This window comes from Tsukamurella pulmonis, from assembly GCF_900103175.1.
In the GTDB taxonomy this organism is placed as follows: Bacteria; Actinomycetota; Actinomycetes; order Mycobacteriales; family Mycobacteriaceae; genus Tsukamurella; species Tsukamurella pulmonis.
Genome location: NZ_FNLF01000002.1, coordinates 4,474,035 through 4,489,422, shown reverse-complemented (window position 1 = coordinate 4,489,422; position 15,388 = coordinate 4,474,035). Strand labels below are relative to the sequence as shown.

The 15,388-nt window shown below is 72.4% G+C and carries 14 protein-coding genes; all 14 read left to right on the top strand.

Annotated features, from left to right (window positions below; translation table 11 throughout):
• The first annotated feature begins 77 nt into the window (after window positions 1–77).
• The 14 genes from BLQ62_RS22070 (at window position 78) to BLQ62_RS22005 (ending at window position 15,333) form a co-directional block, all read left to right on the top strand.
• Window positions 78–365, top strand: a complete 288-nt coding sequence (locus BLQ62_RS22070) for a PE domain-containing protein (RefSeq protein ID WP_139061751.1) — start codon at window positions 78–80, stop codon at window positions 363–365.
• A 15-nt stretch (window positions 366–380) separates the two neighbouring features.
• Window positions 381–1,748 (top strand): PPE family protein, encoded by a 1,368-nt coding sequence (locus tag BLQ62_RS22065; RefSeq protein WP_068563959.1) that lies wholly within the window; start codon window positions 381–383, stop codon window positions 1,746–1,748.
• Window positions 1,749–1,801: 53 nt separating this feature from the next.
• Window positions 1,802–2,107, top strand: a complete 306-nt coding sequence (locus tag BLQ62_RS22060) for a hypothetical protein (protein ID WP_068530801.1) — start codon at window positions 1,802–1,804, stop codon at window positions 2,105–2,107.
• 30 nt (window positions 2,108–2,137) lie between these two features.
• Entirely contained in the window at window positions 2,138–2,443 is a 306-nt protein-coding gene (locus BLQ62_RS22055) for a hypothetical protein (RefSeq protein ID WP_068530803.1), read from the top strand.
• Between the two features lie 45 nt (window positions 2,444–2,488).
• Window positions 2,489–3,355, top strand: coding sequence for an ESX secretion-associated protein EspG (locus BLQ62_RS22050; RefSeq protein ID WP_068563961.1), 867 nt, complete (start codon window positions 2,489–2,491; stop codon window positions 3,353–3,355).
• A gap of 78 nt (window positions 3,356–3,433) precedes the next feature.
• Complete coding sequence (locus BLQ62_RS22045; protein WP_139184287.1) at window positions 3,434–5,209, top strand: hypothetical protein; 1,776 nt, start codon at window positions 3,434–3,436, stop codon at window positions 5,207–5,209.
• 6 nt (window positions 5,210–5,215) lie between these two features.
• A complete protein-coding gene (eccD, locus tag BLQ62_RS22040) occupies window positions 5,216–6,784 on the top strand; it encodes a type VII secretion integral membrane protein EccD (RefSeq protein WP_068530810.1) in 1,569 nt (522 codons plus the stop codon).
• 14 nt (window positions 6,785–6,798) lie between these two features.
• On the top strand, window positions 6,799–8,220 hold the full coding sequence (gene mycP, locus BLQ62_RS22035; RefSeq protein ID WP_068530813.1) for a type VII secretion-associated serine protease mycosin: 1,422 nt from the start codon (window positions 6,799–6,801) through the stop codon (window positions 8,218–8,220).
• Window positions 8,220–10,319 (top strand): type VII secretion protein EccE, encoded by a 2,100-nt coding sequence (gene eccE, locus BLQ62_RS24420; RefSeq protein ID WP_068563966.1) that lies wholly within the window; start codon window positions 8,220–8,222, stop codon window positions 10,317–10,319. Before mycP ends, eccE begins: the two co-directional genes overlap by 1 nt.
• Window positions 10,320–10,385: 66 nt before the next feature.
• Window positions 10,386–12,455 (top strand): serine/threonine-protein kinase, encoded by a 2,070-nt coding sequence (locus BLQ62_RS24415; RefSeq protein ID WP_068563968.1) that lies wholly within the window; start codon window positions 10,386–10,388, stop codon window positions 12,453–12,455.
• Window positions 12,455–13,087, top strand: a complete 633-nt coding sequence (locus tag BLQ62_RS22020; RefSeq protein ID WP_068563970.1) for a KOW domain-containing RNA-binding protein — start codon at window positions 12,455–12,457, stop codon at window positions 13,085–13,087. Before BLQ62_RS24415 ends, BLQ62_RS22020 begins: the two co-directional genes overlap by 1 nt.
• A gap of 9 nt (window positions 13,088–13,096) precedes the next feature.
• On the top strand, window positions 13,097–13,753 hold the full coding sequence (locus BLQ62_RS22015) for a nitroreductase family protein (protein ID WP_068563972.1): 657 nt from the start codon (window positions 13,097–13,099) through the stop codon (window positions 13,751–13,753).
• 112 nt (window positions 13,754–13,865) lie between these two features.
• Window positions 13,866–14,417, top strand: coding sequence for an isochorismatase family protein (locus BLQ62_RS22010; RefSeq protein ID WP_068563974.1), 552 nt, complete (start codon window positions 13,866–13,868; stop codon window positions 14,415–14,417).
• Window positions 14,418–14,424: 7 nt separating this feature from the next.
• A complete protein-coding gene (locus tag BLQ62_RS22005) occupies window positions 14,425–15,333 on the top strand; it encodes a GlxA family transcriptional regulator (protein ID WP_068563975.1) in 909 nt (302 codons plus the stop codon).
• Window positions 15,334–15,388 lie beyond the last annotated feature (55 nt).

Below are 15,388 nucleotides of genomic sequence, written 5' to 3'. Positions count from 1 at the left end.
TCGGGCAACCCGGGATTGACGAAATTTGACGGTTCTGTTTTAGTTGCAACTTGAAAATCAAGTAAAGGGGACAGCGGGTGAGCCTGAACGTGGCGCCTATTCAGCTCTTGGCAGGAACCAACGAGGTCATGGCCAACGTGGCCACCACCTCGGGCGTGATCGGTGGCGCCGCCGGCGCCATCGGTGCCGTCGTGCCCGCAGGTGCGGATGACGTCTCGCTGCTGGTCTCGACCAGTTCGGCCGCCCACGCCGCCAACTTCCTGGCCGCCTCCGTCCTGGACCACGCCGAGGTGGCGCAGTACGGGGTCAGCCTCTCGGCGGCCGCGGCGACGTACATCATGGCCGACAACGCCGTCCAGTTCTGACCCGAGTGTGACGCCGTGACTTTCCCAGCCCTGCCGCCCGAGGTCAACGTGGGGCGCCTGATGTCGGGCGCCGGGCCGGCACCCGCCACCGCCGCCGCTGCGGCGTGGGCATCGGTGGCGGCGTCCGTGAGCGCCCGCTCGGTCTTCCTGCAGTCCCTGCTGCCGCGTCTCGCCGCGTCGTGGCAGGCGCCCGAGACCGCCCTCATGACCCGCAACGTGGCCATGTACCTCGCGCACAACGAGGCCGTGCGCGCGCAGGCGCTGCTGGCCTCCACCCGGCACACCAAGCAGGCCGCCGACTACTCCGCCGCGCTGGCGGGCATGGCGCAGCTGCCCGAGATCGCGCTCAACCACCTCACCAACGCCGTGCTCAACGCCACCAACTTCCTGGGCGTGAACACCGCGGCGATCGCCGCCAACGAGGCGCAGTACGCGGCGATGTGGGCGCAGAACGCCTCGATGATGGCGGTCTACCTCGCGAACTCCGTCGCCAACATGACCTTCGAGCCGTTCATCCCGCCGAAGCCGATCGCGACGCCCGCGGGCGTGCCGATCCCGGCCGCGGCCGCTGGCGCGGCGTCCGTGGGCGACGCGGTGGTCACGAAGATGACGCTGGCCGCGCAGGGCGCGCAGGCGACCGCCAGCATGCTCGCGATGCGCACGGCCGGTGGCGTGCTGTCCGCGACCAAGCTCGCGCAGACCGCGATCGTCAACGCGCAGCGTCTCGAGCAGGTGGCGTCGAACATCGCCACCGCCGAATCGAAGTCGAACGACGGCCCGCGCCCGGTGATGGGCCAGCAGCTCGGCGCCAGCCTGGTGCAGCAGCTCGGCGGCGTGGTCGGCGCGGGCGCGGCCGGCGGCGTGAGCGCCGCCGCGGGCGCCGCGATGAACGTCGGCGGCGGTGCCGTCGGGCAGGTGCCGACCGCGGGGGTGACCGCCGGTGGCGTGGTCTACCAGCCCATGAGCGCGTTGCTCGCGAACGTGAGCGCCGAGAACCGGACCAGCAGCGTCGGCTACTTCGGTGCGCGCCCCGGTTCCCCCAACCTGGAACGGATGTCCCGCGGCGAGCCGGCGATCCGCTCGGCGTCGGCGCTGCGGGTGGAGACGGGGGCGATCGCGCAGGCGCAGGTCGTGGCACCGTCGAACTGGTCCACCGACGGTCTGACCGTTGCGCCGCCTCCGCCGCCGGTCCCGCGCGTCGCGGCCGAGCCGCTGCGGCCGATCCTCCCGACGGGCACGAGTGCCCCGGTGGCGCGGTCGCAGGGCAAGCAGCGCGAGCGCGTCGTCGTGCCCGATACCGCGGCCATGCCGATCTACCAGGATGCGGCGCCCGAGTACGAATCCGTCCCCGTCGACGTTCCGTCGAGTGGGGAGGGACGCTGATCCGCACCCCGCCGATGCCCCGCACAGACCACCACTGAACAGAAGGAGCTCTCATGCCCCCGCAGATCTACGACATGAACACCGTCGCCCACGCCGCCGGTACCGCCAAGACCACCGACGTGGCTGCGAGCACCCTCGCGAACATCAAGTTCGTGCGTGCCACCGCCGAGGCGTACCGCGCCGAGAACTCGGGTGACACGGCCAACCGCGCGACCGCGCACATGGAGGAGCTCATCGCCGTGTGCAACGCCGAGCAGCAGAAGCTCGAGGCCGTGGCCGAGGCCCTCGGCCGCAACGGCACGCACATCATCAACACCGACGGCGACGCCGGCGGCCTGTTCACCGGCTACGCCGTCTAGGCGACCCCACTCACTCGAAGGAGTTCCACCATGACCTCTCCGACCAACATCCGGGTCAGTGATTCCAGCTACGACGTCACCTCGGTCAGCTTCGGCAAGGCGGCCGCGGTCGCCGAGGGCCTCATCGCCGAGCTGACGAGCAACAACGTCGCGAACCTCAACGTCGGCAACTGGGTCGGTATCGACCAGGAGAGCTACCAGCGCGTGCACGAGGTGTGCCTGAAGGCGAACGAGAACCTCATCATGGCCCTGCAGAAGACCGGCGTGAACGTCCAGACCGCTGCGGCGATCCACAAGGCCGGCCAGGTGCAGGCCATGAACTTCTACGCCATCTAGCAGCACCACGCCCACGCCCGTGGGCGGAGACCGGAAGGGAGTGCCGTGTCCGTGACGACCGACGGCCCCGTGGCGAAGCTGTCCGCTTTCGCCGCGGACATCGATGAGCTGCTGCTGCTCATGCGGCTGGCCGACGTCATGGAGCTGGCGCCGATCGTGCTCGCGGTGCATCCCAACGTGTACCGGCCCGACGATCAGCTGGTGGTCGACCTGGCGGTGCTGCCCGGTCTCGTGGATGCGGGCCTGGTGGACGGCACGGGGTCCGTCGATCCGCAGGTGAAGGCGTGGCTCGGCGTGCTCCAGGATCCTGCGGCGGAGCTCGCGATCCGGGTGTTCGACGGTGACACCGTGCTCCGCGGCGCGGTGGTGCGGCGCGACGAGACCGTGGTGGTCGCCTTCCGCAACGACGATCAGTTCACCGTGCAGGGGTTCCGCACGGACCGCGAGGACTTCGAGGCGACGGTCGTCGAACCGCTCTGGCGGGTCCTCGGTGCGCAGGCGCCGGCGGAACTCGAGTCCCTCACCCTCGACGCGAACGAACTGGCGGAGATCGTCGCGAGCTTCGACCCGCAGGTGGGCGGGGCGCGGGCAGAACGGGAGATCCGGAGCCGGCTGCGCGAGCACGACCTCTCGCAGCAGACCGTCGACATCCTGCTCGATGCCGCGCGGTACACCGGCCGACGGGCCGAGATCGTCTACCACCGTGCGGATTCCGGTGTGCGTACCCAGGCCGGATGGGCGGTGGGCGTCATGGACACCGCCGCGGGCCGGGTCCTGTCCACGACCCAGCGCGGATCGCAGGGCGCGGTCGACGTGACGCTGAGCCCGGGGACGCGGCGCCGTTTCTCCGAGGGGATCGCGGATCTGGTCGAGCGCGGGGGTTGCACCGGATGGTTCGACACAGCAAACTGATAGCCGCCCCCCGCTGGCTTCGTGACCAGCGCGTGTATTAATCTGCAAACAATTCTTCCATCGAGAGAGGTGCGGTCCATGAGCGACGCAGCTACGAACGTTCGGGTGCCTTTCGTGCCGCAAAATAGCCACGGTGAGAGCGATGCGGCTTCCCCCGTCCTGCCCTCGACCGATACCGCCGTGCCGGTGGTCCGTCCGTCCGCGCCCACCGGTGGCGCGCTGTCCGAGCCCGTGAGCGGCGAGTGGGAGGAGCCCGCGCTCCCCGACGTCGACGACCTCGACGGATCCGCGGCGATGCCCACCGCCCCCGCCACCCCGGTCGTTCCTGTCGCCGACGAGCGCCCCACGGCGGAGCAGCCCGCAGTCGTCGACGACGCCGCCCCGGACGCCCCGAAGGCCGAGGCCGTCAAGGCGGACGCGGCGAAGGCCGATGCAGCGCCCACGAGCGAGGCGCCGGCGGCGTCCCCGAAGGCCGACGCGGCCGAGGCGGACTCCGGGTCGGATGCGCCCGCCAAGGCCGACGCGCCGGCGACCGACGGCCCGCAGGCCGCGGCACCGTCGACCCCGCAGCAGGCGGCGCCCAAGCCCGCCCCGGCCCCCGCGCCGGTCCCGCAGCCGCAGCAGCAGTGGCAGGGCGGCCAGAACGGCTTCGCCCCCGCCGCGGCGCAGAACGGCCAGCAGCAGAACGGCCAGGGGCAGCAGGCGTTCCAGGGCGTCCCGCCGACCGGCCAGTTCCAGTCCGCGCAGGCCTCCGGTCAGCTCCACCGCCCGTCCGCGCCGCAGCCCTTCGGCCAGGCGCCGCTGCAGGGCGCGCCCGCCCCGATGGTGCCGCAGCACCAGCAGGCCCCGATGCGCCCGATGGGTGACTCGGTCTCTGCGCCGATGTCGACCGCGTCCTCGTCCTTCAACCAGCAGATCCGCTTCTCGGACGCCGCCGTGCGCGTCTCCGGCTGGCGCGCCTGGCTGCGCAAGATGGGCCTCGACATCGGCCCCAGCGCGAACGACCAGGAGCACGCCGAGCTCGTGCACCGCATCCGCGTCCCGAAGCACAAGTTCCACGTCACCAGCGTGTTCGCCGACAACGCCGGCGGAACCCTGCTCGTGGGCGTGCTCGGCCAGATCCTCGAGCGCACCCGCGCCGACAACGTGGTCGCGCTCGACCTCGATCCCGACGGTGGCGATCTGGACCAGGTGACCGCGTGGCACCAGGGCGGTTCCACGGCGCGCACGCTGATCCAGCAGAGCGATCTCTCGGACCGCAACCAGGTCGACAAGCACCTCGCGGTGACCTCGACCAACCTGCACGTGCTGCCTTCGCCGTGGCGGTTCAACGGCCGCGATGTGGCCGATTACGACGACGTGCTGGACCTGTACTCGATCTTCCGTCCGCACTACAGCCTCGCGCTGGCCGATGCGGGTCGCGGCTTGCAGACCACCACGGGCACCGGCGTCCTGGAGATCTCGTCCGCGCTGATCCTGCCCGCCTCGGCCACCACGCGTGGCGTGCGCAAGGTGGCGGCGACCATCGACTGGCTGCGTCACCACGGCTGGCACGGCCTGCTCGCGAACACCATCGTGGTCATCAACCACACCAAGCGTCGCAGCAGCGTCTCCGTCGAGCAGTTCGACGAGCTCTTCCGCGCCGGGCAGAAGCTGCGCGTGCACGAGATCCCGTACGACCCGCACCTCGACTCGGACCAGCCGATCGACATCGATCTGCTGCGCAAGCGCACCGTCCGCGCCTTCGAGGAGCTGGCGGCGGACCTCGCGGACGGCTTCAACTCGGGCTACGAGCCGCCGGCCGCCCAGAAGCTCGCCGAGCTGCAGCAGGTGCGCACGACAGAGGGACGCTGACGCCAGATGGTCTTCCCGATCACCCCGGAGCCCGCCGCCACCGAGAACGCGGGCCCCGGGAGATCCGCCGTACCCGAGCAGGTTCGCGTCCTGGTCGAGGTGGGCGAGAACTCGGTCGAGCGGAGCCTGCTGGCGCGCCGCCGGCTCTCCGTCGTGATGGACTCGGTGATCCCGGGGCTGGAGCAGATCTTCCCCGATCACGACTTCTCGACGACCGGTGCCTGGACCTTCGCCCGTGAGGGCGGCGCGCAGCTGGCCCGGGACAAGTCGCTCGCCGATGCGGGCGTGCTCGACGGCGATCGACTGATCCTGTCCGAGACCTTCTCGACGCAGACCTTCCGGCCGCTCATCGAGAGCACCGCCGATGCGATCCAGGAGTTCTGCCGCCAGCGCTTCCGCCGCTTCGAATCGGCGACGGCGCGCGCGCTGGGCCTGCTCGCCCTCGTCCTCGGCGCGGTGGTCTTCGCCGCGCTCGTGCTCGTCGCCTGGTTCGCCCACTCCAGCGTGCTCTGGTGGTTCCCCGTGGCCGCGCTGGCCGCGATCGGAGTGGTGCTCGCGGCGGTCTCCGCGGACCGCCAGTACCACGCCCCGCAGGTGGCGTACGCCCTGCAGATCGCCTCGGCCCCGGTGCTGTTCGCCGCGGGCTTCGTCCTCATTCCCCCGGACGGGGGCGTCGACGGTGCCTTCACCGCGGCGAACGTGCTGACGGGCTCGCTCTTCGCGCTCTTCGGCGTCGTCGTGCTGGGCCGCGCGAGCGGCCTCGGCGCGACGGTGCTGGCGGCCCTCGGTCTCACCGCCGCCGCGGCCGTGGTGGCGAGCGCCCTGTTCGCGTACACCCCGCTGGGCCGCCCCGCCGTCCCCGCCCTCGGCGTGATCGCCGGTCTCCTGCTGGCGAACTGGGCCCAGGGCTGGTCGCTCCTGCTCGCCCGGGTCCGGCCCGATCCGCTGCCGCCGCCCGGCGAGGACATCGATCGCACCGAGCTCGACGCCGCGTATCACGTGGACACCTTCGACGACGAGAGCACCACGGAGCTCGCGCGCTCCGAGGAGAACACGAGCCTCGAGCGCAAGGCCCGCACCGCGGCCAAGCTGCTCACCGGCTTCTACGTGGCGATCGCCGGGATCCTGGTGGTCTCGGCGCTCACCGTGATCGTGCCGGACAGCCACTACTTCTGGGGCGAGGTGGCGATCGCCGCCCTGACCTCGGTGATCTGTGTTCTCCGCGGCCGCACCCTCGACGACCGGGTCCACGCCACCGTCTTCTTCGTGGCGGGCTTCCTCGTCGCCGCGGGCCTCGCGGTGATCCTCGTGGGAGCCCTGGACTCCGATCTCGGCAGGCTGGTCGTGATCGTGCTCAGCGCCGTGGTGCTGGTGGCCTTCGGCGCGGGCGGCCTGCTGCTCGCGGACCGCGTCTCGACCGACGGCGGCGGCCACGTCCGGCCGCTGTCCGCGCGCCTGCTGGGGCGGATCGAGGCCGGCGAGAAACTGGCGATCTTCGCCGTGGTCCTGCTCGCGCTGTGGACCACCCGGCTGTTCGCGTTCATGCGCGAGCTCGACCTGTCGTTCCTGAAGTAGAGGGGCTGGGGTCCGTGCTCCGTTTCCCGAGGGCGGCCGCGATCACCGCGGTCTCCGTCTCCGTCATCGTGGCGGGCAGCTGGGCCCCGGCCCTCTCCGGTGCGGTCGTGCCGCCCGTCGCGGACATCGGCGGCGCGCCGCCCGACACCGACGGCCCGGAACGCCCGTTGCGCAACAACAACCCGCGCTGCGTGGAACCCGCCGTGCTGCCCAACTCGAACCTCGCCGCCGCGCCGGCCCCCGCGAACACCCTGCGGATCGATGAGGCGCACGACTTCTCGACGGGCGCCGGGGTCACCGTCGCCGTGCTCAGCACCGGCGTCCGTCCCCAGGCGCGCCTGCGCGGCCTCGACGGTGCGGGCGACAACATGGTGGCCGGCGACCGCGGGCTGCTGGACTGCGATTCGACGGGGACTCTCGTCGCCGGCATCGTCGGCGCGCAGCCGGTGGCGGGCGACGGCTTCGTCGGCGTCGCGCCGGATGCCCGGATCCTGTCGATCCGCGTCGACTCGGCCGGGTTCTCGCTGCAGAACAACCCCGCGGAGGACGCGGACCCCAACCTGAGCCGCGCCGCGGTCAACGCCCGCAGCATCGCCCGCGCGATCGTGCGGGCCGCGAACCGGGGCGCGAAGGTGATCGTCGTGCCCGAGCCGGTGTGCATGGCCGCGGACAACCAGTTCCGCCAGCGCGAGATCGGCGGGGCCGTGGCGTACGCGTTGCGCGCCAAGGACTCCCTGGTCGTGGTGGGCGCCGGCGCGACGGACCGCCAGGGCGGCACCGTCGGCGCCAGCACCTGCCGGGCGAACCCCGATCCCGACCCCGGCCGGCCCGACGATCCGCGCGGCTGGCGGCAGGTGAGCACCGTCGCGACCCCGAACTGGTTCGACGGGCAGGTGCTCTCGGTGGGCGCCACGACCGCGGAGGGCACCCCGTTGCCCGGCTCGCTGAACGGCCCGTGGATGGACGTGGCCGCACCGGGCGCCGGCATCGTCTCGCTGAGCTCGCGCGGCGGCGACGGCGTCGTGAACGGCGCACCGTCGGAGCGCACCCTGGTGCCCTTCGCCGGCCCCGAGTTCGCGGCCGCCTACGCGGCGGGCACGGCCGCCCTCGTGCGCTCGCGGTACCCGCAGCTCTCCGCGACGGAGGTGGCGGCGCGGCTGGTCGCCACGGCGCACGCCCCCGGCCGCGGCACCGACAACGAAGTCGGCCGGGGCCTCATCGACCCGGTCGCCGCACTGACCGCGAAGGTGCCGGACATCGACACCGCCATCGACCCCGAGTCGGTCGAGAAGCTGCTCGTGCCCCCGCCGCCGCCCGCGCCGGACACCCGGCCGCGGCGGACGGCGGCGATCGTGACCGGCGCCGGAGCGGTCGCGCTACTCGCCATCGGTGGCGCGGTCGCGCTCCTGCGGCCCGGCCGGAAGCGGAGGGCGTGATGACGCAGACCCTGATCGAGCAGGCATCGCCGGAGCCGGTGGAGGCACCGACGCATCCCGAGATCGCGCGGCTGCGCCGTCCCGTCTGGATCCGGGTGTCGCTGCGGCGCGCCCTGATCTGGGCGGTGCTCTCCGCCTCGCTCGTCGCGCTCGCCGGCGGGAGCCGGCCGCTGTGGGCGGTGATCGCGCTGATCGTGATCGGCGCCCTGCTCGCCTTCGTCTCGGTGCACGGAACGGTGCTCAGCGAGAAGATCGGCGCCCGCCTGCGGTACCTGCGCCGCCGCCGGCGCGCCACGGGCGGCATCCCCGGTCGCGTGATCGACGTGGACGGCTGCGGCGTGCGGCAGGGCGACGGATTCGAGCTGGTCTCGGCGATCGAGCTGACCGCCGACCCGGCGGAGACGCGGCTGCGCGACGGGCGCGCCTTCGCCGCGGAGACCGTGCCCCTGGACCTGCTGGCCACGATGATGACCCAGTACGGGCTCGACGTGGACATCGACGTCGTCTCCGCAGGCCGGCGCGTGCCGCCCGGTCCCGCGTACCGCGCCTCCTACTCGCAGGGCGTCCGGTTCTACGCGGCGATGGCAGAGCGGTCCACGTGGCTCGTCCTGCGCGTGAACACGCGCCGCAACCTCGAGGGCATCGTCCGGCGCGGACCGTCGCGCACGGCGGGCCCGAAGGCACTGATGGCCGCGACCCGCCGGCTCGAGCAGCGCCTGCTCGAGCGCCTGATCCGCGCCCGGGTGCTACCCGCCGCGGAACTCGCGCAGCTCGACGCCCGGATGACCTTCGGCGCGGATCCGCTGGGCGGCACCGAGAACTGGCAGAACGTCGAGCACGGCGCGGAGTTCGCCACGACCTACCTCGTCGACCCGGTCCGGACCTCCACGGAGAAGCTGGACCGGTGGTGGGGACTCGACAGCGACAGCACCTCGGTGGTGCTGCGCCTGCGCAAGGCCTACGCCCACGCGCCGGTGGAGATCAGCGGCCTGGTGCGGTACGACACCGCCGTGCCGATCGTCGACAACCTCGACGACGCGCTCGTCCCCGTCCCGGGGCGCCAGATGGAACTGCTGCGCGGCACCCTGCCGGGCGGCGGGTCCAGCATCGTCGACCTGCCCTCGACTCCGTTGAGCGATCTGAGTGCGGTGGAGATCCCCGTCGGCCCGGCCGGTCCCGTCTGGGGCGTCTCCGGTCCGGACGCCGTCGCGCTGCCCCTGTTCGACGGTTCGCCCGTCCCCGAGACGCTGGTCGCGGAGTTCGCCACCGAGCTGATCCCGCTGCAACTGGTGCTGCTGCGCTCCGTCGGCGCGGGCGCCTCCGTGGTGGTGCACACCGACCGCCCGGCGCAGTGGAGCACGCTGGCGGCGACCCTCGCCGACCCGGCCCGCTTCCGCATCGCGGACGGTTCCCTCGGCCGTCCTGCGGACATCACCGTCTTCGACGGTGCCCCGGTCGATTCCGTGCCCGCGCGCACCATGCTCACCCTGCGCGCCCCCGGTAGCGCCCCCGAGCGCGCCAACGCCGACATCGTGGTCGAGCAGGTCGCCGCCACCGCGGTCCGCGTGCGGATCGGCCGCCGCCCCGTCTTCGACGTGCTGCTCAACCCGACCGATGAGGAGCTGCGGTACTGCGACGTCCTGGCCCAGCCCAGCGCCGCGTCCGCCCCGGCGCAGCCCGCGCCCCGGGTGCCGCGGCAGGTGCCCGCGCCCCCGCGGCTGGCACCGGGTGCCGTGCCGCAGGCCCCCCTCCCGCCGCAGTCCCCGGGTGTCCAGCCGCCCGGCCGGCACGCGCGTCCGGCGGGATCGCCGGCCCAGGCACCCGCACCCGGTGCGCCGGGGGCGGCTCCCGTTCCGACCGGACACGTCCCGCCGCCCGTGCCGCCCCGCGCACCGTCGCGCCCGGTCCGCCCGCTGCCGCCGCCCCCGTACGACCGGGGCAGCGGTGCGCAGCGCAAGCAGGCCAACCGCTGGGTGCGCCCCTCGCAGGACCAGGGGAACGACGGCCCAGCCCGGCGGCCCGTGCGGCCGGCGAGCGCCCCGCGCTGGGGCACCGCGGGGGAGCGGCCGCCGTCCGACGAGCCGCCAACTTCGCGTTAAGCCGCGCGCAACCTGCAGCGAGGTAGATTCATACCGCTGTATTCGTGCAGGAGCGGAGGCAAGTTCGTGGCGTCGGAACCCGGTGAATCGATCGCGGGATACGTGATCGAGTCGGTACTCGGTACCGGCGGTATGGGCACGGTGTACCGCGTGCGGCACCGAACGCTGCCCCGCTCCGTGGCCCTGAAGGTGCTGCAGAGCCAGCTCTCGGCGGACCCGTCGGTGCGGTCGCGGTTCGACCGCGAGGCCGACCTGATCGCCGGGCTCAAGCACCCGCACATCGTGGACGTCTACGACCGCGGCGAGTCCGACGGGCACCTGTGGATCGCGATGGAGCTGGTCGAGGGCGGCAACCTCGCCGAGACCGTGCACCGGGAGGGGCAGTTCAGCCTCGACCGCACCGTCGCCGTGATCGAGCAGGTCGCCGACGCCCTCGACTACGCGCACCAGCACGGCATCATCCACCGCGACGTCAAGCCCGCCAACTTCCTCGTCGACCGGGGCCGCCGGGGCGAGCAGGTCAAGCTCGCCGACTTCGGGATCGGCGCCGCGCAGACGGAGGTCGGGCAGAACACGCAGGCGGGCACCGTCGTCGGGACGCTCGCGTACACCGCGCCCGAGGCGCTGCTCGGGCACCCCGTCGATCACCGGGCGGACGTGTACTCGCTCGCCTGCGCCACCGTCGTGCTGCTCACGGGCGCACCGCCGTTCACCACCACCATCTCCGGCCAGCTCATGCTGGCGCACATCAGCCAGAACCCGCCCAGCATCCGGCTCAAGCGGCCCGACCTCTCGCCCGAGGTCGATCACGTGCTGAGCCGCGCGATGGCGAAGAACCCCGCGGACCGGTTCGCCACCGCGGGCGCGTTCGCCGATGCCCTGGCCGCCGCGGCCCGCCGCATGTCGGGCGCCGCGGGCATGGCGCCGCCCGTCGCGCCGCAGGGCGCGAATTGGCAGGGAACACCGTCGAATCCGGCGCTCGCCACCGGTTTCCACCCCGGCGGACCGTCGCCGGTCCCCGGAGGCCCGGGCCTGCCGCCCGGTGCGCCGACGGGGCTGCTCGGTGCCGTGGGGCCGGGGCAGCCGGGGCCGGGCGGCCCGGGTGGTCCGATGGGGCCGAGTTCGCCGTCGATGCCCGTGCACGGCGGCCCGCGGGGTGCGTCGAAGAACCGCAAGCGTCTCCTGATCGGCGGTGCCGCAGCGCTCGTCGTGGTGCTGGTGGCGGTGCTCTCCGTGGTGCTGCTCCGCGGGGGCGGCGACGACGGGCCGGCGCTCGACGCGTGGAGCGCGCGCACCATCACCGATGTCAACGGCACCACCGACATCCGGGAGCGACCGGAGCGGATCGTCGCGCTGGGGCCGGGCGATGCGGAGCTCGTCGCCGCGCTGGGCTTCGACGTGGTCGCCGGTGCGAACGGCTCGAAGTCCGAGATGCCTTCCTGGGTGCCCGCTCTCGCGAACACGCCGACCGCCGGCACCTCCGCCGACCCGGACCGGTCGGCGATCGAGAACGCGAAGCCGGACCTGATCATCGACACCGACCCCGCGGCGGCGGAGAAGGTCAAGGACCTCAAGTCGCTCGCCGACGGCCGTGCGCTGGCCGTCACCGCCGAGGGCAAGGGCGGGTGGACCTGGCAGGACCAGCTGACCTTCATCGCCGAGGCGCTGGGCGCGAAGGAGCGGGCCGAGGCGGTCAAGCGGACCTTCCAGGAACGGATCACCGAGCTCCGCGCGGCCCACCCCGATTTCGCGAGCAAGAAGGTGGACCTCGTCCATTACGACGGCGCCGCTACCGTGCTCGCCTCCACCAACGCGAACGCGCTGCAGCTGCTCGGGCTGCTGGGATTCTCGGCGCAGGTCCCGGTCACGGGCACCGGGGCGTGGATCACGCTGGGATCGACCGATCTCTACAAAGTGGTCAACAACAGCCAGGTCGATCGGACCGTCGTGGCGCGCACCGACCCCGCCGGCGGCAACGGCGGATTCGACGGCCTCCCGTCGTCGCTGATCTACGGCGTGCCGATCATCATCCTGGACAAGACGAACGGCGTGGACGCACTGCTCTACGGCGGCCCCCTCGCGATCGATACCATCGAGTCCACCGTTCTTCCCGCACTCGCGAAGGGGCTCAAGTGATGGCCGAGCAGACATTGACCGCCGCGGATCTCGCGCGCTACACCGAGGCGCTCGCCGACGGGAAGAAGCCGCTCGTCTACCTCGTCGAGGGCGTCCCCAGCCTGGGGCTGGCCTCGGGTGCGTCGGCCCGCGTCGTCGAGGTCGACGGGGACACCGTCACTGTCAAACCGACCGGCGTCGACGACCGATTGCCCTACGAGGCACGGGAACTGCGCGCGACCAAGCAGCCCAAGCCGGTGAAGCGAGCGCCGAGGACCCCGGCGAAGGCCGCCGCGGCTTCGTCGCCGGCGGCGAAGGCGCCGGGCGTCGGGAGCAAGGGCGCGGGCCGGGCGGCCCGGTCCGTCGCGGTCACCGTGTACGTCGGCGCCGACAACACCGCCTCGCTCAAGGTGACCCGCAACGCGCAGAAACCGCAGGGCGCGCAGGAGATTCCGCTGCCGACGGTGCACAAGGCGCTGGCCGCCCTCGGCGACAAGGAGGCGCGGGACGCCGTCGACGAGGTGCTCTCCGCGGCGCGCGAGGCGGCCGCCGACCGCGTGGCGGCGCTGCAGGCCGAGCTGGCCGTCGCGAAGAAGTCGCTGGCCACGCTCGATCGCGCCAAGCGGGGGAGCGCACCGGCCCGCGGTCGCTAGGCTCGGGTCATGGCACTCGACTTCCCGCACCTGGATCTGTCCGCCGACGAGGTACTGACCACCACCCGGTCCGTGCGCAAGCGTCTCGACCTGGAGCGGCCGGTGCCGCTGGAGGTGATCACCGACGCGCTCGAGGTGGCGCTGCAGGCACCGTCGGGCAGTAATGCGCAGGGGTGGCACTGGATCGTGCTGACCGATCCCGAGCCCAAGATGATCGTCGCCGAGTACTACCGCAAGTCCTACTTCGCCTACGCCGAGGCGGGTGCGGCGGCGCGTGCGGCCAAGCCGCCCAAGGATCTCGAAACCGCCGAGAAGGTGGCCTCCAGCGCCACCTACCTCGCCGAGATCATGGAGCAGGTGCCCGCCCTGGTGATCGGCGCGATCCACGTGCCCGGCGGAGAGCTGCCGGAGGGCAACCAGGCCGGGGTCTGGGGATCGCTGCTGCCCGGCGCGTGGAGCCTGGCGCTCGCCCTGCGCGAGCGCGGCCTCGGCTCCGCCTGGACGACGCTGCACCTGGAGTACGAGCGCGAGGTGGCGCAGGCCCTGGGCATTCCGGAGAACATCCGGCAGGGCGTGCTCCTGCCCGTCGCCTACACCAAGGGCACGGAGTTCAAGCGCGCCAAGCGCGCCCCGCTGGAGACGGTGCTGCACGTCAACGGCTGGTAGGCCCGACGGTCCGCTGTCCGGCGTAGTGGCGGGAGAATCGTGACCGGATCGTTCCGGAAGGCGGCGTGATCGTGCCTCGCTGCGGTGTGGTTGATCGGCCACGATCGTCGGTATGAACGCACTGTTGGTCATCGATGTACAGGAGTCCTTTCGTCGCGGAGAGGCCTGGTCGCAAGTATCGAACCCGGACCTCGTCGACGATGTGAACCGGCTGGTAGCAGCCGCTCGGGCCCGTGGCGAGTTGGTGGTGTGGATCCTCCATAGCGAGCCGGGCAGTGGCGGCGTCTTCGACCCGCTCTCCGGTCACGTCGCCCTGCAAGCGGGCCTCACCCCAGTGAAGGGCGAGCCGACGCTCGTCAAGACCACGCGGAACGCCTTCACGAGCACCGACCTCAGCCGCGTACTGACGCGTGCCGGCACCAGGAACGTGACGATCTCCGGAATCCAGACGGAGCAGTGCTGCGAGACCACCGCACGGTTGGCGGCCGACCTCGGGTTCGAGGTCGACTTCGTCACCGAGGCGACGGCGACGTTCCCGATCGCGCGGCCGGATACCGGCGAGGTGCTCAGTGCCGCGGCCGTCATCGAACGGACGGAGTTCGCCCTCGCCGGGCGGTTCGCCACGATTCGCACACTCGACGAGGCGGTCGAGGGCGCGGCATGATCCTCGCGTGAATCCGACGACGGTCGCGGTCCTCCTCGTTCCCGGCGTGCACCTGCTGGATGTGGCGGGGCCCGCTCAGGCGTTCGCCGCGGCCACCGACCTCGGGTACGAGTACCACCTGCGGTACGTGGGGGAGGAGCCGCAGGTGACCAGTCACCAGGGCCTGACACTGATGGCTGAGACCGCACTTCCTGCGCTGCGCTCGAACGACGCCGTGGTGATTCCGGGTTGGCGCACCGATACCGGTGCGGTCCCGCTCACCGCCGTGACCCTGCGGTGGATCGCGGCACATCACGCCGCCGGTGGCACCGTGATGTCCGTGTGCGCGGGCGCTTTCGCGCTCGGTGCGGCGGGCTTGCTCGACGGTCGCCGGTGCACCACGCACCACGCGCTCTGCGATCAGCTCGCGAGACGCGTTCCGGCCGCCACGGTGGTGCGTGACGTCCTGCACGTGACCGACGGAGGTCTTCGCACCTCGGCCGGTATCGCGAGCGGCATCGATGCGACCCTGGCCCTGCTCGTCGATCGCCACGGTCCCGCCGTCGCCGCGTCGGTCTCCCGAGCGATGGTGGTCTACGCCCGGCGGAACGGGCAGGCCTCACAGCATTCGGTGATGCTGCGACACCGGGGTCATGTCAACGACGCTGTGCATCGAGCCCTCGATCTGATCGACGGCCGGTACTCCGAATCGATCCCGCTGCGCGAACTCGCCGCGGCCGTCGGCGTCAGCCCGCGCACCCTGTCCAGGTCATTCGGTGCGGAACTGGGAACCACACCGCTCCGGTATCAACAGGCGGTGCGGGTGGAGCACGCGGAGATCCTGATCGAACAGGGCGCGACGGTCGAGTCCGCGGCGCACGCCGTCGGGTTCTCCGATGCGCGGATGCTGCGACGGCTGCGCGCTCGGCGGGACTGAGTGCACTGCTGATCTTCGGTGCGTTCCTGTGGTCGGGCGTCGGCGTGTCGTCGAC

Coding starts and splice junctions, on each gene's coding strand:
- BLQ62_RS22045 (WP_139184287.1), top strand. CDS start 3,434: ATGAGCGACGCAGCTACGAACGTTCGGGTGCCTTTCGTGCCGCAAAAT.
- BLQ62_RS22010 (WP_068563974.1), top strand. CDS start 13,866: ATGAACGCACTGTTGGTCATCGATGTACAGGAGTCCTTTCGTCGCGGA.
- eccE (WP_068563966.1), top strand. CDS start 8,220: ATGACGCAGACCCTGATCGAGCAGGCATCGCCGGAGCCGGTGGAGGCA.
- BLQ62_RS22020 (WP_068563970.1), top strand. CDS start 12,455: ATGGCCGAGCAGACATTGACCGCCGCGGATCTCGCGCGCTACACCGAG.
- BLQ62_RS22015 (WP_068563972.1), top strand. CDS start 13,097: ATGGCACTCGACTTCCCGCACCTGGATCTGTCCGCCGACGAGGTACTG.
- BLQ62_RS22055 (WP_068530803.1), top strand. CDS start 2,138: ATGACCTCTCCGACCAACATCCGGGTCAGTGATTCCAGCTACGACGTC.
- eccD (WP_068530810.1), top strand. CDS start 5,216: ATGGTCTTCCCGATCACCCCGGAGCCCGCCGCCACCGAGAACGCGGGC.
- BLQ62_RS22060 (WP_068530801.1), top strand. CDS start 1,802: ATGCCCCCGCAGATCTACGACATGAACACCGTCGCCCACGCCGCCGGT.